17 protein-coding genes and 1 pseudogene are annotated in these 18928 nt (G+C 41.2%); 2 read left to right on the top strand and 16 right to left on the bottom strand.

Annotated elements, in window-relative coordinates; all coding sequences use genetic code 11:
• Window positions 1-24 precede the first annotated feature (24 nt).
• Together tsf and MMG00_RS13370 are read left to right on the top strand one after the other, a co-directional pair.
• Entirely contained in the window at window positions 25-891 is an 867-nt protein-coding gene (gene tsf, locus MMG00_RS13375; RefSeq protein ID WP_242149183.1) for a translation elongation factor Ts, read from the top strand.
• Window positions 892-1406: 515 nt separating this feature from the next.
• Complete coding sequence (locus MMG00_RS13370) at window positions 1407-1757, top strand: hypothetical protein (RefSeq protein ID WP_242149181.1); 351 nt, start codon at window positions 1407-1409, stop codon at window positions 1755-1757.
• A gap of 82 nt (window positions 1758-1839) precedes the next feature.
• On the opposite strand, the pseudogene MMG00_RS13365 reads toward MMG00_RS13370, so the two are convergent.
• The 16 genes and pseudogenes from MMG00_RS13365 to ndhC all read right to left on the bottom strand — a co-directional run bounded on the left by MMG00_RS13365 (window position 1840) and on the right by ndhC (window position 18908).
• Window positions 1840-3200, bottom strand: a pseudogene (locus MMG00_RS13365) (IS3 family transposase).
• Between the two features lie 319 nt (window positions 3201-3519).
• Window positions 3520-4101, bottom strand: a complete 582-nt coding sequence (gene mog / locus MMG00_RS13360; protein ID WP_242149177.1) for a molybdopterin adenylyltransferase — start codon at window positions 4099-4101, stop codon at window positions 3520-3522.
• 240 nt (window positions 4102-4341) lie between these two features.
• Entirely contained in the window at window positions 4342-5808 is a 1467-nt protein-coding gene (locus MMG00_RS13355; protein ID WP_242149175.1) for an NADH-quinone oxidoreductase subunit N, read from the bottom strand.
• An 11-nt stretch (window positions 5809-5819) separates the two neighbouring features.
• Window positions 5820-7337, bottom strand: a complete 1518-nt coding sequence (locus MMG00_RS13350; RefSeq protein WP_242149172.1) for an NADH-quinone oxidoreductase subunit M — start codon at window positions 7335-7337, stop codon at window positions 5820-5822.
• Between the two features lie 9 nt (window positions 7338-7346).
• Window positions 7347-9353 (bottom strand): NADH-quinone oxidoreductase subunit L, encoded by a 2007-nt coding sequence (gene nuoL / locus MMG00_RS13345; RefSeq protein ID WP_242149170.1) that lies wholly within the window; start codon window positions 9351-9353, stop codon window positions 7347-7349.
• A gap of 4 nt (window positions 9354-9357) precedes the next feature.
• Window positions 9358-9666 (bottom strand): NADH-quinone oxidoreductase subunit NuoK, encoded by a 309-nt coding sequence (nuoK, locus tag MMG00_RS13340; RefSeq protein ID WP_242149168.1) that lies wholly within the window; start codon window positions 9664-9666, stop codon window positions 9358-9360.
• A gap of 2 nt (window positions 9667-9668) precedes the next feature.
• Window positions 9669-10346, bottom strand: coding sequence for an NADH-quinone oxidoreductase subunit J (locus MMG00_RS13335; protein WP_242149166.1), 678 nt, complete (start codon window positions 10344-10346; stop codon window positions 9669-9671).
• A gap of 9 nt (window positions 10347-10355) precedes the next feature.
• Window positions 10356-10847 (bottom strand): NADH-quinone oxidoreductase subunit NuoI, encoded by a 492-nt coding sequence (gene nuoI, locus MMG00_RS13330; RefSeq protein WP_242149164.1) that lies wholly within the window; start codon window positions 10845-10847, stop codon window positions 10356-10358.
• Window positions 10848-10867: 20 nt separating this feature from the next.
• Complete coding sequence (gene nuoH, locus MMG00_RS13325; RefSeq protein ID WP_242149162.1) at window positions 10868-11920, bottom strand: NADH-quinone oxidoreductase subunit NuoH; 1053 nt, start codon at window positions 11918-11920, stop codon at window positions 10868-10870.
• On the bottom strand, window positions 11921-14254 hold the full coding sequence (gene nuoG / locus MMG00_RS13320) for an NADH-quinone oxidoreductase subunit NuoG (protein WP_242149160.1): 2334 nt from the start codon (window positions 14252-14254) through the stop codon (window positions 11921-11923).
• Window positions 14254-15540 carry an NADH-quinone oxidoreductase subunit NuoF gene (nuoF, locus tag MMG00_RS13315; RefSeq protein ID WP_242149157.1) on the bottom strand — a complete coding sequence of 429 codons (1287 nt, stop codon included), beginning with the start codon at window positions 15538-15540 and terminating at the stop codon, window positions 14254-14256. Before nuoF ends, nuoG begins: the two co-directional genes overlap by 1 nt.
• The gene (locus MMG00_RS13310; protein WP_242149155.1) at window positions 15540-16061 is read right to left on the bottom strand and encodes an NADH-quinone oxidoreductase subunit NuoE family protein; all 522 of its coding nucleotides are present in this window, start codon (window positions 16059-16061) and stop codon (window positions 15540-15542) included. The genes nuoF and MMG00_RS13310 overlap by 1 nt, the downstream gene beginning before the upstream one ends.
• 31 nt (window positions 16062-16092) lie before the next feature.
• Entirely contained in the window at window positions 16093-17358 is a 1266-nt protein-coding gene (locus MMG00_RS13305) for an NADH-quinone oxidoreductase subunit D (RefSeq protein ID WP_242149152.1), read from the bottom strand.
• A gap of 8 nt (window positions 17359-17366) precedes the next feature.
• Window positions 17367-18065: an NADH-quinone oxidoreductase subunit C gene (locus tag MMG00_RS13300; RefSeq protein WP_242149150.1), complete on the bottom strand. Its 699-nt coding sequence runs from the start codon at window positions 18063-18065 to the stop codon at window positions 17367-17369.
• A 7-nt stretch (window positions 18066-18072) separates the two neighbouring features.
• Entirely contained in the window at window positions 18073-18558 is a 486-nt protein-coding gene (locus MMG00_RS13295) for a NuoB/complex I 20 kDa subunit family protein (protein WP_242149148.1), read from the bottom strand.
• Window positions 18549-18908, bottom strand: coding sequence for an NADH-quinone oxidoreductase subunit A (gene ndhC / locus MMG00_RS13290; protein ID WP_270049311.1), 360 nt, complete (start codon window positions 18906-18908; stop codon window positions 18549-18551). The genes MMG00_RS13295 and ndhC overlap by 10 nt, the downstream gene beginning before the upstream one ends.
• Window positions 18909-18928: the final 20 nt, after the last annotated feature.

Here is an 18928-nt window from a genome sequence, read left to right as displayed (position 1 = left end):
TTTTCATTTATTAAGGTATTTATAATGGCGACAATTACAGCAGCTATGGTAAAAGAACTCCGTGAACGTACTGGTTCAGGGATGATGGAATGTAAGAAAGCACTTAGCGAAACTAACGGCGACATCGAAGCAGCAATCGAACTCATGCGTAAAAGTGGTCAAGCGAAAGCTGACAAAAAAGCAGATCGTGCAGCAGCAGAAGGCGTTCTCTTAATTCGTAACGATGACAAATTTGGGGTAATCGTAGAAGTAAACTGTGAAACAGACTTCGTTACTAAAAACCAAGACTTCATCGACTTCTCAAACAAAGTTGCAGATCTTGCATTTGAGAAAAAAGCAACAAACATTGATGATATGGCTGACATCACAATTGATGGCGCAACTCTTGAAGAAGTGCGTAAAAACCTTATCGTTAAAATTGGTGAGAACATCACTGTTCGCCGTGTAGCTGGCGTTCATGCAAATGGCACAATCGGTGCTTATGCTCATGGTATCCGTATTGCTGCTCTCGTAGATGTTGAAGGCGGAAATGCTGATCTTCCACGTGACATCGCAATGCACATTGCGGCATCAAACCCTGTATGTGTAGACGCAACAGGTGTTCCTGCTGATCTTTTACAAAAAGAGCGCGATATCTTCACAGCACAAGCACAAGAATCAGGCCGCCCTGCTGATATCCAAGAAAAAATGATCGAAGGCCGTATTCGTAAATATCTCGAAGAAGTAACACTCGTAGGTCAAGCATTCGTTAAAGATCCTGACATGACAATTGAAAAACTTCTTAAATCTGAATCAGCAAAAGTGAACAGCTTTGTTCGTTTAGAGCTTGGTGAAGGTGTTGAGATTGTTGAATCAGACTTCGCAGCAGAAGTTATGGAACAATTAAAATAAGATTTTAAGAACTTAAATCTTATTAAATTTGGAGAGTCGTCAATCTTTCCAAAAGAGAAAACTAAAGAGTGAGGATTAATTGCCTCACTCTTTTTTTATAGGGTTCTTAAAATATTCAGATCTATCTCTAACACCACTTTTTATCGTAAAATCAGTTTAAAAATCTTTGAATAAGATTGCCGGTGCGCCGATTATCAGAAGAGCAAGAGTCATTCCATCTAGCATCGTGCAAACTCGCTTGATACATAAGCTATGCTCCTTTATTTTTAAAGCAACTTTACTTAAACGAAATTAACTGCAATACAATTTTCCAACTAAAAGCTTCCTAAAAAAGAGCATTGATAATAAAATAAAAAAATGAATAGAATAATGCTAAAATTGATGCACTAATGTACAAACGATTAGAATTAGTTTGGGATTGATGCCTATACTTACTTTAGGAAAAGAGACCTTATCCTGTATAAAACCATTCATCAGACCCTAATCGCTCTCAATATAAAGGTAATTGATTTGTTATGAAAAAACTATTATTTGGGTTACTCCCACTCCTTCTTGCCGGTTGTGTTAATAGTACAAACATTGTAGAACAAGAAAATATTGCAACGAATGATCATAGTGCGATTGAACAATTTAAAGCAACGCGAGATCAATGGATTGGAAAACATATTGAAGAGCGTATCGAAGCTATCGATAAGCCAAATGGCACGAATAAAGGTCGTCTTGGAAACTTCTATACTTGGAGATCTTACCAAACGGCGGGAGATGGCTTCTTCACACCATTTGTTGAAACAATCTGCGAAGAAACCTTCAAGACTGACAATAATGGCATAATTACAGAATGGACAACTATTGATTGCTACTACTAGCTTTAATCTTAGTTTAATATTTTAATAGAATTAGAAAAGCCACCGCTTATGAAGTGACCCCATAAAGTTGGACAGTTTAAAATTATAAAGACAAGGACTGAGTTCGATATTCTATTGGACTTAGTCCTTTTAATTTAAGCTTAATTCGTTTGTGATTGTAATAATCAATATATTTGTGCAGCTCTGTTTGAAGATGATCTACTGATTCAAACCGTTGTGTGTAAAAAAATTCTGATTTTAATATCCCAAAAAAGTTCTCTATGACAGCATTATCATAGCAATTACCTTTACGGGACATACTCTGTTTAATATTGTTTTTCTTTAGGTTTTGTTGATACTGAGCCATTTGATATTGCCAACCTTGATCTGAATGAAGGATCAGCTTTTCTCGACCTCTCTTACTACTTTGTAAGTATGTTAAGGCTTTCTCCAACATCCGTTCGACTAATTCATATTTTGGTCTTTTTGTAATTTCATAACTAATAACTTCTTGATTATAGAGATCTAGAATCGGAGATAAATAGAGTTTCTCCCCATTGACTTTGAACTCTGTAACATCTGTTACCCATTTTTGATTAGGCTTGCTTGCTGTAAATTGACGTTGTAAAAGATTCTTAGCGACTCTTCCAATCTGGCCTTTATAAGAACGATATTTCTTTGGACGAATCAAAGATTTTAGGTTCAACTGTTTCATTAGCCTCTGGACTTTCTTATGGTTAATGATGAACTCTCGCCTTAGTATTGCTGTAATTCTGCGATAGCCATAACGCCCCTTGTTCTCATGATAAATTGACAATATTTTCGCTTTAAGATCACTTTCCGGATCAGCAGAGAAGAGTGACTTTCGATGATAATAATAACTACTTCTCGCAAGATGGCTCACTTTAAGTAGGAGTGTTAAAGGATGCTTCCCTTTTAACTCCTCGATTGTTTCAGTTTGAGCCTTCGCTGTTCCTCCCTCTCTTCCAACTCTTGATACTTTTTTAAGACATCATTCTCCGCACGGAGATAGAGAAGTTCAGCGGTTAATTCATCAATCAACTTTTCCTGCTCTGTTCTATTATCTGGCTTTTTGGGACGTTTCATTATATTAGGTCGACCTTTCTGGCGTGGTTTAAGCGCATCTAAACCACCAATTTTAAAGAGAGATTTCCATTCTAATACAGAAGTAAATGCAGGAATATTAAAATATGCAGCAGTCTCTCGGATAGAAAGGTTATTTAATGTCATGTAAGTTACAACATGTAGCTTAAATTCAGCCGTATAGTTAAGTTTAGAAGTTCTGGGTTTTATACCTTCAGCCCCATGATACTGATAAGCTTTCACCCACTTACGGACAGTTGTGCATTCCACATTAAAGTAGCGAGCAGTCGCTTGATAACCATGATTATCAAGATAAAACTGAATTACTTGTAATTTAAAATCAAAAGAATATTTAGTCATATAAAAACACCCCAAAGTTGTGTCCAACTTTTGGGGTGCTGTTCACTTATAGGTGGCTTTTCTCTTTTTCAAATTTCCTTATTAATAACATCCCTTATCTTTTATAGCAATATCAGTTAAAAAGTGGCTGAATCAGATTGCCGGCGCATCGGTGAGAAGCGAAAGAATCATGCTACCTGACATCGTGCAAGCTTGTTTGATTCATATACGACAGCGTTTTACTTTTAAAAGAGTATTTATTAAACCCAATCGACAATAAGTATCTCAGAGCTGACACAAGATCAAGATAGAATAAAAATATGACGCTTAAGATATATCACTACTTTTTCTTTGGTCTAAATGCGGTTGCGATAGATTCATTAACTTCAATATACGCAGCGCCAATAAGATCTAAGCAATAAGGAATAGCTGAAAAAATACCGTTTACAACCACCTTGCCTTCAGAATCTTTAACACCTGCTAATGTCTCCTCAATCGCACGCGGGCGACCTGGCAAATTGACGATCAATGTCTCATTACGAATAACCGCTACTTGTCTTGATAAAATTGCAGTAGGAACAAAATAGAGACTTACTTGACGCATCTGTTCACCAAATCCCGGCATCTCCTTATCTGCGATTGCTAACGTCGCATCCGGCGTAACATCTCGTTTCGTTGGCCCTGTTCCGCCTGTGGTTAAAATCAGATCACACGCTTCATGATCGACTAATGCCGTCAATGTCGCTTCAATCTCTGCCTGCTCATCTGCAATCAGACGTTCATGAAAGATTATTGGATTTTGAATCGCCGAAGTGAGCCATGCCTTTAGATGTGGAATTCCTTCATCTTCATAAATCCCCTGACTCGCCCTATCTGAAACAGACACCACTCCAATCGTAATCGTTTGCATAATATCCCTCATGATTTATTCCTTAATAATAATGACTATGTTATCAGATCCTCAATAGCGATTCATCGCCGGAGATTTCAAGCTCTGAATATAAGGTTATTCTTTTAAAACTATGAATAATTCATTTTGTAATTATTTCGATCAAGGAAAGCTCACCTATTATTGCTGGCAATAAAAAAGAGCGCTAGTGTTAACACTGCGCTCTTTTGAAAGGAGATCTACCCAATAACTAGTAGAAACTCAGCCTTATACTTAATTCAAAAACATTAATAAAAGTGATGGTGAAAGACCTAATACCACTAATAAAATTGTATTGATATTAAAGAATACTTGGCTCATGCCATTTGCTTCGATTGTTAACTCTTTACCCGTAACTTCTTCATCAAAGAACATTACTTTGATAACACGTAAGTAGTAGTAAAGACCAATCACTGACATGAGAAGCGCGATAATAACGGTATAGAGATATCCTGCCTCAAATGCGGCTCTAAGCACAACGAATTTTGCATAGAAGCCTACGAAGAAAGGAATACCGCCCATCGACAACATTACTGCTGCCATCAAAATACCGTACCAAGCATGCTTTTTAGCAAAGCCTTTCAAATCATCAATTGCTTGAATCTCTTTACCATTAATTTTTACTGATAGTAAGAAACCGAAAGCTGCAGTTGTTGTCATGGCATAAGTAATTGCATAGAAAAGACCCGCACCTAATGCATCATAACTTGTATCCGCAATGAGTAGACCTAGCAAAATGAAACCTGCATGAGATACCGCTGAATAACCGAGCATACGGCGGATATTCTCTTGTTTAAGCGCTACTAAGTTACCAATCACAAATGAGATTATCGCAATCGCAATCACAAATGGCTGCCATTTATCCGCAAACTCAAGAAGACCGCCTAAAAGAATAATTACCCCCATCATAAAGGCTGCAATTTTTGGCGCTGCCCCGATATACATTGCAACAGGCGCCGGAGCACCTTCGTATACATCAGGTACCCAGCTATGGAATGGCGCACCACCTAATTTAAACACGGTTCCCACAATTAAGAAAACTGCTGAGAAAAGGATTAAACGAGATTGGCTATCAGTCATACCACCTGCAATCACTTCTCTGATATCGATAATTTGTAATGATCCGGTTGCACCATAAAGCAGTGCCATACCAAAAAGAAGGATTCCTGAAGACATCGCTCCCATCACAAAATACTTCATTGCAGCTTCTGAGCCTTTATTACTACGACGGTTAAGTGCAACTAAACCATACATTGGTAAAGACATTAATTCTAAACCAACATAAACCGTTAAAACACTACCCGCCGCAACAAGCACTAACATTCCTAATGTACTTAAAAGTACAAGAACATAGTACTCAGCGTTTGCGATATCATTCTCATTAAGACGTGAATAACCATATACAAGACCAAATGCCACGATCAACACCATGAACACTTTAATCAATGTAATTAATGGGTTATAGATAATTTCTCCATACCAGAAGAAATTACTCGCAATCACACCCTCTGTGACATCATAGTTATATTGGAATAAGCCTAATACAGCTGTTCCAAAGAGCGCAATAAGACTTAACGTATAGAGCATTGACTGCTTTGCATTCTTATTTAAGCTCTCATATAACAAGATAATCACGATCATACTCATTAAAAAGATCTCAGGAAGAGCTACAAGCAGATCGGTAAAATTTAATTCCATCATTTTAACTTCCCTTAGAATTGTCCTGTTAAGTGAGTAATCAGTCCATCAATTGTCGATTGCATTAAGTTTGCAATCGGATCTGGCCATACCCCTAAGAGGATGACAAGAACAGCTAATGAACCTAATAAGAACCACTCACGCCCATTGATATCTTTCATCTGTTTCACGTGATCATGAACGATATCCCCTAAGATCACACGCTTTGTTAACCAGAGGTTGTAAGCCGCACTTAAGATCAGTGATAACGCTACTAAAATCGCGATATAAACAGAATAATGGAAGCTTGCAAGGATCGTCCAGAATTCCCCAATGAACCCTGAAGTTCCTGGTAATCCTGAGTTTGCCATTGCAAAGAAGATAAAGAATGCACCAAAGATTGGCATTGAGTTAATCACACCACCATAATCTGCGATTTCACGTGAATGAATACGATCATAAAGCACCCCAATACAGAGGAACATTCCTGATGAGATAAGCCCGTGAGAGATCATCTGCATCATCCCCCCTTGAAGCGCCATTTGCATCGCTTCAGGATCAAGGGATCCGCCGCCAAGCATTGCTACAGGAAGGATAAATGCAAGCGTCACAAATCCCATATGTGAGATTGATGAGTATGCGATCATTTTCTTCATATCACGTTGAACAAGTGCTACAAGTGCAATATATAAAATTGCAATCACACTTAACGCTACGATTAACCAAGAATAAGCAGATGCCCCTAATGGTGCAATTGGAAGAATAAAGCGAACAAATCCATATCCACCAATCTTCAGCGTAATCGCTGCTAAGATCACAGAACCGCCTGTTGGCGCCTCAACGTGCGCTGAAGGTAACCAAGTATGTACAGGAAACATCGGCACTTTCACCGCAAATCCAGCAAGGAATGCGAAGAAGAGCCATTTCTGCGTGCTTTCTGCAAGCTCAAGATTTTGGAATCCTAAGATGTTGAAGTCACCCGCTTGGAAATAGAGATAAATAAGCGCAACCAGTAAAAAGATTGATCCTAAGAACGTGTAAAGGAAGAACTTCAGTGCCGCAGTAATACGACCAGGGCCTCCCCAAACACCGATAATTAAGAACATTGGAATGAGCATCGCTTCGAAGAAGACATAGAAAAGAATTCCATCGACTGAAGCAAAAATACCATTCATCAATCCTTCAAGAATTAAGAATGCCGCAAAATATTGATGCGGACGATCCTTAATAATCTCCCAACCTGCGATTACAACCAAGATTGTAACGAAAGTTGTCAGGACAATAAACGGCATGGAGAATCCATCAATACCTAAGTGATAACTGATTCCAAGCTCACTGCTCCAAACAATCTGTTCCACAAATTGCATACCGCTTGCATCAGGGCTAAAGCCAAGAATAAGCGGTAACGAAATAATAAAGCTAAGAATAGCAAAGGCGAGCGACATCCAACGGACTCGCGTTGGCTCGTTGCCAACAGCGAGAACGATGAGTCCTCCGATAATCGGAAGCCAAATGACTAAACTTAACCAAGAGATTTGCATTGTATCTGCCATTTTATATTCCTAGTTAAAAAATACGACCCATGTCATAAGTGCTAATAGACCAACTACCATGATAAATGCTGCGTGGTAGATGTACCCCGTTTGAATACGGCGGATGCTCGCACCTACGCAAGATGCCACACGCGCTGATCCAAATACGATGCCTCGATCGATGATTGCATCATCAATTTTCGTCCAGAAGAAGCGGCCAAGGCCCACAGCTCCATTTGCGATAAATTTCTGATTAAAATCATCTAGGTAGTATTTGTTTTCAAACACCTTATAGAGTCCAGTTTTCTCAAGGATTTCGCGGCCTTTTGTTGCCACTTTTGGTTGAATCAAGAAGCTATACCAAGCCACCGCAATTCCCGCTAATGTTAAGTAGAATGCCGGTGCTGTTAAGGCTTCTTTCGTCATCTCTAACGAGCCATGGAAGCTGTTTTTCATCATTTGCGTTGCAGGATTGACAACATCATTGATAAAGACAGAATCCGCTAAGAACGTATTTTCAATCATCATTGGTGCCATATACCAACCAAGGATTACCGAAGGAATCGCAAGGAGAATAAGTGGTAGTGTCACAACCCAAGGAGATTCTTTTGGCTCTTCTGGAAGAACGCTTTCATCTTCACTGTGATGATCATGTCCTAAAGACTCATCAACGGTATAACGCGCCTTACCATGGAATACTAAGAAGTACATTCTAAAGGTATAAAGTGCCGTTAAGAATACCCCAATCTCAAGCGCTAATGTGGCATAACCTGTACCAACAACCGTACTGTTACCCAGCGCCATGATGATTCCCTCTTTCGAGTAGTAACCCGAGAAGAATGGCATTCCCACAAGTGCAAGTGAACCAATTAACGTTGTGATCCAAGTAATTGGCATCTTCTTACGAAGCCCACCCATATAACGCATATCTTGTACGTGACTCATTCCGATAATCACAGAACCTGCACCTAAGAATAAAAGTGCTTTAAAGAATGCATGAGTTGTTAAGTGGAACGCCGCTAAGGAGTATGTTGAAGCACCTAGTGCCACAGTCATATACCCTAATTGCGAGATTGTTGAGTAAGCAATAACACGTTTGATATCGTTTTGGAAAAGGCCCAATACTCCCATAAAGAGCGCTGTTGTCGCTCCCAGAATTATTACCATTGACAATGCCGCTGGTGATAATTCATAAATAGGCGACATACGCGCAACCATGAAGATCCCGGCAGTAACCATCGTTGCCGCGTGAATCAATGCTGAGATTGGCGTTGGACCTTCCATCGAATCTGGTAACCAGACATGAAGTGGAACCTGTGCTGATTTACCCATTGCTCCGATAAAGAGGAATACAGCCGCAAAGGTCATGATATTCCACTGCGTTCCTAAGAACGAAATCGTTGCCGGCGCATCCCCTAATCTTTCAAAGGCTTCTGTATAGGTTAATGAGCTCGTCATGTAAGCCACACATGCAATACCAATTAAGAATCCAAAGTCACCCACACGGTTCACTAAGAATGCTTTCATGTTTGCATAAGTTGCAGTTGGCTTTTTAAACCAGAAACCAATTAAGAGATATGACACAAGACCTACCGCTTCCCAACCGAAGAAGAGCTGCATGAAGTTATTAGACATCACAAGCATCAACATCGAGAAGGTAAAGAGCGAGATATAACTAAAGAATCTGTTATACCCAGGATCCCCTTTCATATAACCAATTGAATAAACGTGAACCATCGTTGAAACCGATGTAATCACCACCATCATCATTGCCGTTAAATTATCGACCATGAATCCCACACCAACACTAAGTGCGCCTGTATTCATCCACGTATAGAGGTTCTCGTCAAAGATCGGTGCATTACCGTTCATATGCTCGATTAATACATAGCCTGAAAGAACTGCCGCAATCGCTACAAACGTAATTGTAACGGTATGCGCCACTTTTTCATTAATCACTCGGCAAAATAGGCCTGAGATTGCTGATCCAAAGAGGGGCAATAAGACAATTAAAAGATAAATATATTTAAATTCCATTGTACTAGCCTCTCAATTCCGTGATTTCATCAACATTGATGCTACCGCGGTTTCTAAATACTAACACTAAGATTGCAAGACCAATGGCTGCTTCCGCCGCTGCTACAGCTAGCGTAAAGAAAACAAAGATCTGCCCGTGTAAATCGCCAGAGAACTGAGAGAACGCTACGAAAAGTGTACTACTTGCTAAAAGCATTAGCTCAATACACATTAAGAGCACAATTAAGTTTCTACGATTAATGAATATTCCCGCTGTACTGATTCCAAAAAGAATCGTTGAGAGAATAATATAATCATCAATGACTAAATTCATTTCTACTTCTCCTCCTCTGCTGTCTCGGCATCTTCACTCGTTTCCTTTACAGGAGCTGGTGCTAATACCGCAGAATCCATCTTCACCATACGCACACGTTTTGTCGGATCAGCTTTAATCTGCCAACCCACCGGAACGTCTTTACGACGAAGAGGTCCAATACGACGCGTTAAAGCAATTGCGGCAATCATGGCAACTAATAAAATGAGTGCTGTTGCTTCAAATGCATAAATATACTCAGTGTAAAGAAGCACGCCAAGTTCTTGCGCATTCGTTAACTCACTACCTGCGCGAATTGTTTCAACGCCGCCTTCTAGTGCAAATTTATTCGCGATAAAACTATCACCGCCTAAAATCACAATTAAGATCTCAGCAATAAAAACAACGCCCACTAAAAATGCTAGTGGTAAAAACTTCACGAATCCTTCTTTGAGCATATCGTGAGGAACATCAAGCATCATCACGGCAAACAAGAAGAAGACCATTACGGCACCGCAGTAGATAATAATCAACGAAAGTGCGAGGAACTCTGCTTGCAATAACAACCAGCAGCAGCTCACCATGACAAAGATCAGAACTAGATGCAGCACTGATGTCATCGTATTTTTTGCACTAACGACACGAATCGCTGAATAGATCGTGATGAGCGCAAAGATGTAAAACAATATCTTAAATAACATCTGCTCCCCCTAGTATAGCTTTGAGTCAAGCGCGCGATCTTCAGCGATTTGTACTTCGTACTTATCGCCTAGTGCAAGCAAGCTCTCTTTAGTGATGATATTATCGCCCTTCTCTTCCATGTGATACTCAAATACGCGCGTTAACACGATTGAATCAACAGGACATGCTTGTTCGCATAATCCACAGAAGATACATTTAAAGAGGTCAATATCGTAACGAGTGGTACGACGAGTCCCATCACCGCGCTCTTCTGTATCAATGGTAATCGCTAATGCTGGGCAGACTGCTTCACAAAGCTTACAACCGATACAACGCTCTTCCCCATTTGGATAACGGCGAAGGGCATGAAGTCCACGGAAACGATTGGACTGTGGTGTTTTTTCAAACGGATACTCGACGGTAAACTTGGGTCTAAAGAAATAACGAAAGGTAATTCCTAAACCTTTACGTAACTCTTTTAACGTAAACGTCTCGTATACTGATTTTAAATATCTAAACATTGATAATCCTTCCTATTCCTTTAAAACCATGGTTTTAAACCGATGCCATACATCACGAGAACTACCGCGATCCATACAAGTGCAATCGGAATAAAGAATTTCCAGCCTAAGCGCATGATCTGGTCATAACGATACCCAGGGAACGTTGCACGAACCCAAATCATCGCGAAGAGGAAAAATGCCATTTTAAGAATCATCCAGAATGTACTGTCTGTCGCTAAAAGCGAGAGCACAGGAATGTTCTCAATTGCCTCAATACCTGAAAGCGGTGATAACCATCCTCCAAAGAAGAGTAGGCTCATCAATGCCGACATCAAGATCATATTGGTATACTCAGCAAGGTAGAATGTTACGAAACCTGTTCCTGAATACTCTGTAAAGTATCCGGCAACGATTTCCGATTCCCCTTCTGTTACCTCAAATGGCGCACGGTTTAATTCTGCTAACCCTGCAATGAAGTAGATCACTGCCATGGGTAATAACGGAATAAAGTACCAGTTTACAAGCCCAAGTTCCCCTGATTGACCCTTCACAATTTCTGAGAAGTTTAAACTTCCTGAAAGCATTACAACTGTGATTAAAGCAAAGCCAATGGCAAGCTCATAAGAAACGACTTGCGCCGCACTACGGATTGCCCCAAACATTGAGAACTTCGAGTTAGATCCCCAACCTGCCATGAGCGATGCATAAACCCCTAATGAAGTCATTGCGAGAATATATAAAATCGCAGAATCCATTGAAGAGCTAATCCATTTCTCATTGAAAGGAATGACTGCCCACACGGCAAATGCTGTTGTTACCGCAATAAATGGTGCGATTAAGAACATTGCTTTGTTAGCAGCTGATGGGATAACCCACTCTTTAAAGAGCATTTTAAGAAGATCCGCAAAAGGCTGTAAAAGACCTTTAGGACCGACTCTATTTGGACCTAAACGGATATGCATATACCCAAGCACTTTACGTTCTGCAAATGTGAGATATGCTACCGATAAAACGATTGGCAAAAAGATCGCCAATGTCTTAATTAGAGCCCAAACAAGCGGATAATTGATAATAGCCATTACGATATCCATCTAATTTGCCCCCTTAATTGATTGATAAAATTGTGTTTCACCCGCATATTCTGTTGGGATTCGCACACAGCCTAAGGCAACTTTTTCAGAAACGCGAGATAAGAAATTATTCTCACGATTTAACACAGGCATTACAGTTGCTTCATCACCGGCATTGTTAAATGCGATACGAGCACGTTTTGCAAGAGGTGTTTTCTGAAGCGCTTTTCCACGTCTGACATAGGCATCTGTAGAGTAAAGAGATGTTGTAGGTACCGCTAACAATCCCTCTTTCGCCATTGGCTTATAATCAAATGAGGCGCCACTGACTTCGTTAGAAGTTTCGCTAAGTTTTGCTTCATTGACTTGTAACCAAGCCGCTAATACATCTTCAGAACTAATATAATCAAATCCAGAAAGTTCAAACTGATTACCTAATACACGGAGAATCTTCCAGATAGGACGCGCTTCACCATGAGGCATGCTTGCCGCTTGAAGTGATTGTAATTTACCTTCAAGGCTGACATAACTACCTGATGTTTCTGCCCATGCAGCTCCGGGAAGCACCACATTTGCCACTGACTTAATCGTTTCACTTGCAAATGGTGTGATCGCAACAACTGCTTCTGCTGCATTTAATGCCTTCATTACCTTACTTGCTTCTACAAAATCAAATTCAGGATCAATAGCGCCCACTAAAACATAAGCTTTAAGAGGTGAGTTGATCATTGTGGCTGTATTTGCCCCTTCTGACGTTAACCCCGTAATCGCTGCACCAGAACTATTAGCACCTTGCGTGAAGTAACCCAGTTTTGCACCAGAAATACGTGCAAGCTCTGCTGCTAATACTCGAATCGTTGCAAACTGTGGGTGACTGATAGCGTCATGTCCTAAAACAATCCATTCTCTTTCACCTTTTAAGAGTTGCTCTGCAATCTGATTAACCGCATCACTATTTGCTGTATGACTATTGATAACACCTGTTAATTCCGTGCGAATTGAAGTTCCCTTCATTTCTGCCACTTTAACTAATACTGATGAAATCTCATTTACCCAATCAAATGGATGCGCAATAATTTCTGCATTCATCGCATGTAATTGATCGGCGCTATATGCACCCAAGAATGAAACTTTTGCCCCATTTTTGACAGCATCACGTACACGAATCGCCAAAATTGGTGCTTCCATACGAGGATCAGCGCCTACGAGGAAGATTGAATCTAATTGATTAATCTCTGGAATCGAAACGCCTAATGCACGGAATGTTGGCTCTGCACTCTCACCACTAAAATCGCGTTGATTAAAACGGTAATCTACATTTGTAAGTTTTAAACCTGCTTGAAGCTCTTTCACTAATTGAAGTTCTTCAACAGATGCTAATGGCGAAACAAGCACGCCGACTTCAGATGCACCATACTTTTGGATAGCACCTTCAATAATAAGCTTTGTTGCTTTAAGTGCATCGCTCCATGAGGCTTTTTCAAGGACACCATTACCATTATCCATTAATGGATGTGCGGCTCTATCATCACTTGAAAGCGCTTCATAACTGAAACGATCTCTATCTGAAATCCATGGTTCATTGATCTCATCATTACGGCGAGCGGCAACACGAGCAACCTTCCCACGTAATGTATGAATCTCGGTATTCGTGCCTACCCCATCATGCATGCTGATGGAATCATGGTTCATATACTCCCAAGGACGCGCCCCATATTTAGATGGCTTTGCAGTTAATGCGCCAACTGGGCAGATATCGATGATATTTGCGGAAACTTCTGAAACAAGCGCATGTTGGATATAGGTTGTGATCTCTAAACGATCCCCACGATCAACTCCGCCAAGCTCACGCATTCCGGCAATTTCATCACCATAACGAACACAACGTGTACATTGAATACAACGATTCATAAAGGTCTCAACTAATGGGCCGATATCAATCTTCTCAACGTGACGCTTCTCTTCTTCAAAAAGCGACTTGTTCTGACCATATTCTGCTGAGAAATCTTGTAACTCACACTCACCACCTTGGTCACAAATTGGACAATCTAGGGGGTGATTGATGAGTAAAAATTCCATAATCGCTTTTTGCGCAGCGCGCGCTTTATCATTACGAGTACGAACAATCATGCCATCCATAATCGGTGTTGCACATGCAGGCGCTGGTTTTGGCATACGCTCGACATCTACTAAACACATACGGCAGCTTGCTGCGATTGATAATTTATCGTGGTAACAGAAACGAGGAATCGCAATTCCTTCACGATCTGCCACTTCAATTAACATTGAGCCTGCGGGTGCTTGGAATTCTTTACCATCAATATTTACGGTAAACATCTTCACTTCATTACTCATTATTTAGCCCCCTCAACCATGCTTTTACCGTGCTCGATATAGTATTTAAACTCTTCAGGGAAGTATTTAACAAAACTGAGCACAGGCATTGCTGCAGCATCACCAAGCGCACAGATTGTCCGTCCGCCGATATTGTTTGCAACATGCACTAAACGATCTAAATCTTCAGGCTTACCTTCACCTTGCAAGATACGATCCATAATTCTAAATAACCAACCGGTTCCTTCACGACATGGCGTACATTGTCCGCATGACTCACTGAAGTAGAAACTTGAGAGCGTACGAAGTGCTTTTACCATATCGGTGGTTTCATCCATCACAATGACCGCGCCTGAACCCATCATCGATCCGGCATGCTTTGCAATCGAGTCATAGTCCATGTTGGTTTCCATCATGATATGGCCTGGCACCACAGGAACTGAAGATCCCCCTGGAATCACCGCTTTAATCTTACGGCCTTTCCAAATACCACCAGCTAACTCTAAAAGATCCTTAAATGGCGTTCCCATCGGAATCTCATAGTTACCAGGCTTTGCAACGTGACCTGAGATTGAGAAAATCTTCTGCCCACCAGCACCAGGAATACCATGCTCTTTAAACCAATCAGATCCATTACGAATAATACGACCCACTGATGAGAGAGACTCACAGTTATTAATTGTCGTTGGTTTTCCGTAAAGCCCAACTGCTGCTGGGAATGGCGGTTTAAAGCGAGGTTGCCCTTTTTTACCTTCTAACGATTCTAACAGCGCAGTCTCTTCTCCACAGATATAAGCCCCGGCTCCTAATGCCCCATAAAGCTCAATCGAGATACCACTTCCTTGGATATTTTGCCCAAGTAAACCGGCATCTCTTGCTTCTTGAATCGCTGCTTCAAAACGTTTGAAAGGCTCTTCACTGAACTCACCACGCATGTAGTTATAACCTACTTTTGCACCAATGGCATAAGCGGCAATCATCATCCCTTCTACTAAAGCATGAGGATTATAACGAAGAATATCTCTATCCTTACATGTCCCTGGCTCTGATTCATCCGAGTTACAAACAAGATAGCTACTGCCATCATCATTTTTCGGCATGAAGCTCCACTTAACGCCCGTTGGGAATCCCGCACCACCACGACCACGAAGCTCTGAAGCTTTGACCATGTCGATGACTTCTTCCTTAGAGAGTTCACCTTTTAATATTTTTTTCCACCCATCGTAGCCACCTAAGCTCAAGTAGGTCTCTAATGACCATGGCTTATCGTGCCCGAGAGTGAAGTAACAAACTTCATTTTGTACCATTAGTTTGCCTCTTTCTTATCTGCTCTTGATTCGATACGGTCGAGAATCTCATCAATCTTCTCAATCGTTAAATTCTCATGATATTCATGATTGATTAAAGCTGCAGGCGCCGCTGTACAAGCTGCTAAACACTCATCTTCTTTCTTAAGCGAAAAAAGACCGTCAGGAGTGGACTCCCCGGCCTTAATACCTAAACGATTCTCAACGTGCGCTAATAACTCTTCTCCGCCGCGAAGCATACAGGAGATATTAGTACATATTAATAGTGCATTTTTACCGCATGGCTTTGTTTCAAAATTTGAATAAAACGATGCAACTTCATAGACCGCAATTGGGGATAACTCAAGATATTCGGCAATGGCATCCATTAGCTCGGTTGTGAGATATCCATCATTGTCGTGCTGAACTTCACGAAGTGCAGCAAGAAGTGCTGATTGCTTCCGATCATCAGGGAAGCGTGTAAGCCAGCGGTCGATTTCTGCTCTTGCGCGGCTACTTAATATACTTTCTCTATTCTTCATCTTAGCTACTCTATACTTATAATTCGTAAAATTAGCGGTCAATATCCCCAAATACCATGTCTTGTGTCCCAAGGATTGCAACTAAGTCTGACAACATGTGGCGACGAGCCATCTCTTCTGTTGCCGAGATATGTGCAAATCCTGGTGATCTAAATTTCACACGGTAAGGTTTGTTCGCCCCATCTGAAACCACATAGGTACCAAACTCCCCTTTAGGATGTTCAACAGCGGCGTAAGATTCCCCTTCAGGAACACAGAAACCTTCTGTAAAGACTTTAAACTGCTGAATCAGTGATTCCATTCCCTCTTTTACATCACGTCTTTGAGGAATCGTTACGCGGCTATCTTCCGACATCACTGGACCTTTGTTCTCACGAAGCCACGCAATACATTGCTTCATGATATGTGCCGATTGCACCATCTCTTCAAGTCTTACTAAGAAGCGATCGTAACAGTCACCATTAACGCCGACCGGCACTTCAAAATCTAATTCATCATATACAGAGTATGGTTGAGTCTTACGAAGATCCCATGCAACACCCGAACCACGAAGCATTGGGCCTGTAAATCCAAGCTCAATCGCTCTTTCAGCAGTGACAACCCCGATTCCTACCACACGACCTTTCCAGATGCGGTTACCTACTAAAAGATTCTTATACTCCACCATGTTTTGATTGACAAAACGGTCACAGAAATCTTCTAGGTAATCGAGTACATCCCCTTGTCTTGCTTTATTAATCTGCGCAAGTTTCTTCTTCGATCTGAATTTACTTGGCGCATATTGTGGCATCTGATTAGGAAGATCTTTTGCAACGCCTCCGATACGATAATAGAACGGGTGAATACGTGCGCCTGTAATTGCTTCTTGCGCATCATAAAGCTCTTCACGATCGCGGAAACAATAAAGCAGCATCGCCATTGCCCCAAGGTCATGCCCGTGCGCACCTAACCACATTAAGTGATTCATAATGCGGGTTGCTTCATCTAGTAGAACTCGGATATATTGCGCCCGTTTTGGCACTTCAATACCGAGTAATTTCTCAACCGCTAAAACGAAAGCATGCTCGTTGTTTAAACATGAACAGTAATCTAAACGATCTAAGTAACCGATAGATTGCGTATAAGGCTTTGCTTCCATCAACTTCTCTGTACCACGATGGAGTAAACCAATATGAACGTCTGCTCTTTCTACCGTCTCACCTCGAAGCTCAAGAATCATCCGCATTACACCATGTGCCGCTGGATGCTGAGGACCGAAGTTGATTGTATAGTTTTCAATATTTGTTGCTATTGTCATAATTTTTATTACCCCTTACGAATCATACGTGGAATATTGACTCGTGACTCAATAGAGACAGGTTGATATACCACTCGGCGTAACTCTTCGTCATATACCACTTCTACATTCCCCGTTAATGGGAAGTCCTTACGAAGCGGATGACCGATAAAGCCATAGTCCGTTAAAATTCGACGTAAATCAGGGTGGTTTTTAAAAGCAATCCCGAACATGTCAAACACTTCACGCTCAAACCAGTTTGCACCACTCCAAATATCAGAAATGGAATCAACCATCGGCACCACATTATTTTGCTCGCCATCTAAATAGGTTTTAACGCGCAAACGAGAATTATGGGTATAAGATAAAAGATGATAAACAACTGCAAAACGTTCACTCATTGACGCTTTATGGGCTGTTTTCTCTAATTGATTCCCAGCTCGTCCCACAGCTTGCGGCGTGGTTCCACGGCTAAAACCATGGTTTGATGCTTCAACATCCCACTCTGTTAACCCGTAAGCGGCATAATCTACCGCTGTAATATCTGTCACTTGCTCGAATTTTAGCTCATCATGGTGACGAAGTGTCTCCATAATGGCATGCACCTCTTTAGGCGCAATTGTAATCGTGAGCTCACCGATATCAAGCACTGATTTTAAAATTTTATCACCAAGAACTGTCTCAAGCGTGATCAGTAGCTCTTCTGGATTTCTAATAAACTTAGCCATCTTTCACCTACCCTAATCTTGCAATCGTACTGGTTCTTTTAATCTTATCGTGTAGACGTAAGATCCCGAACATTAATGCTTCAGCCGTCGGCGGACAACCCGGAACATAAACATCCACCGGAACCACTCTATCTGAACCGCGAACCACTGAGTAAGAGTAATGATAATAACCACCACCATTAGCGCATGATCCCATTGAGATCACCCATTTTGGCTCTGGCATCTGATCGTAAACTTTACGAAGAGGAATTGCCATCTTGTTGGTTAGCGTTCCTGCGATAATCATTAGATCTGATTGTCTTGGGGATGCCCTAAATACCGCACCTCCAAATCTATCTAAGTCATATCTTGCAGCCCCTACGTGCATCATTTCTACTGCACAACATGCAAGACCAAACGTCACAGGCCATAAAGAACCTGTCCTAGCCCAGTTGATTGCCGAATCGAGAGTTGTTGTGACAAACCCCTCTTCTAATCTAGCTTCTAATCCCATTCAAGCGCCCCTTTCTTCCATTCATACGCAAAGCCGACTGTGAGAAGAACGAGAAACACTACCACAGCCATAATACCAGGTAGTCCAATCATCTTCATCGCAGTTGCCCACGGAATCAGGAAGATTAACTCTAAGTCGAAAATAATAAAAAGAATTGCGATAAGAAAGAAACGGACGTCGAATTTCATACGGGCATCTTCGAATGCCTCAAATCCGCTCTCATATGGAGACAGCTTTTCTGCGTTAGGCTCGCTCGGTGCTAAGAAATAACCAAGGGCAACAAGCACGCCAGCAAAGGCGATACTAAAGCCTACAAAGACCGCTACAGGAAGATATTCCATCATAGCCATTTTTCCTCCAAGACTCTGAT

The sequence above is a fragment of the Ignatzschineria rhizosphaerae genome (genome assembly GCF_022655595.1).
In the GTDB taxonomy this organism is placed as follows: Bacteria; Pseudomonadota; Gammaproteobacteria; order Cardiobacteriales; family Wohlfahrtiimonadaceae; genus Ignatzschineria; species Ignatzschineria rhizosphaerae.
Note: the sequence above shows the minus strand (reverse complement) of the source record. Positions and strands in the feature narration are given on the sequence as shown.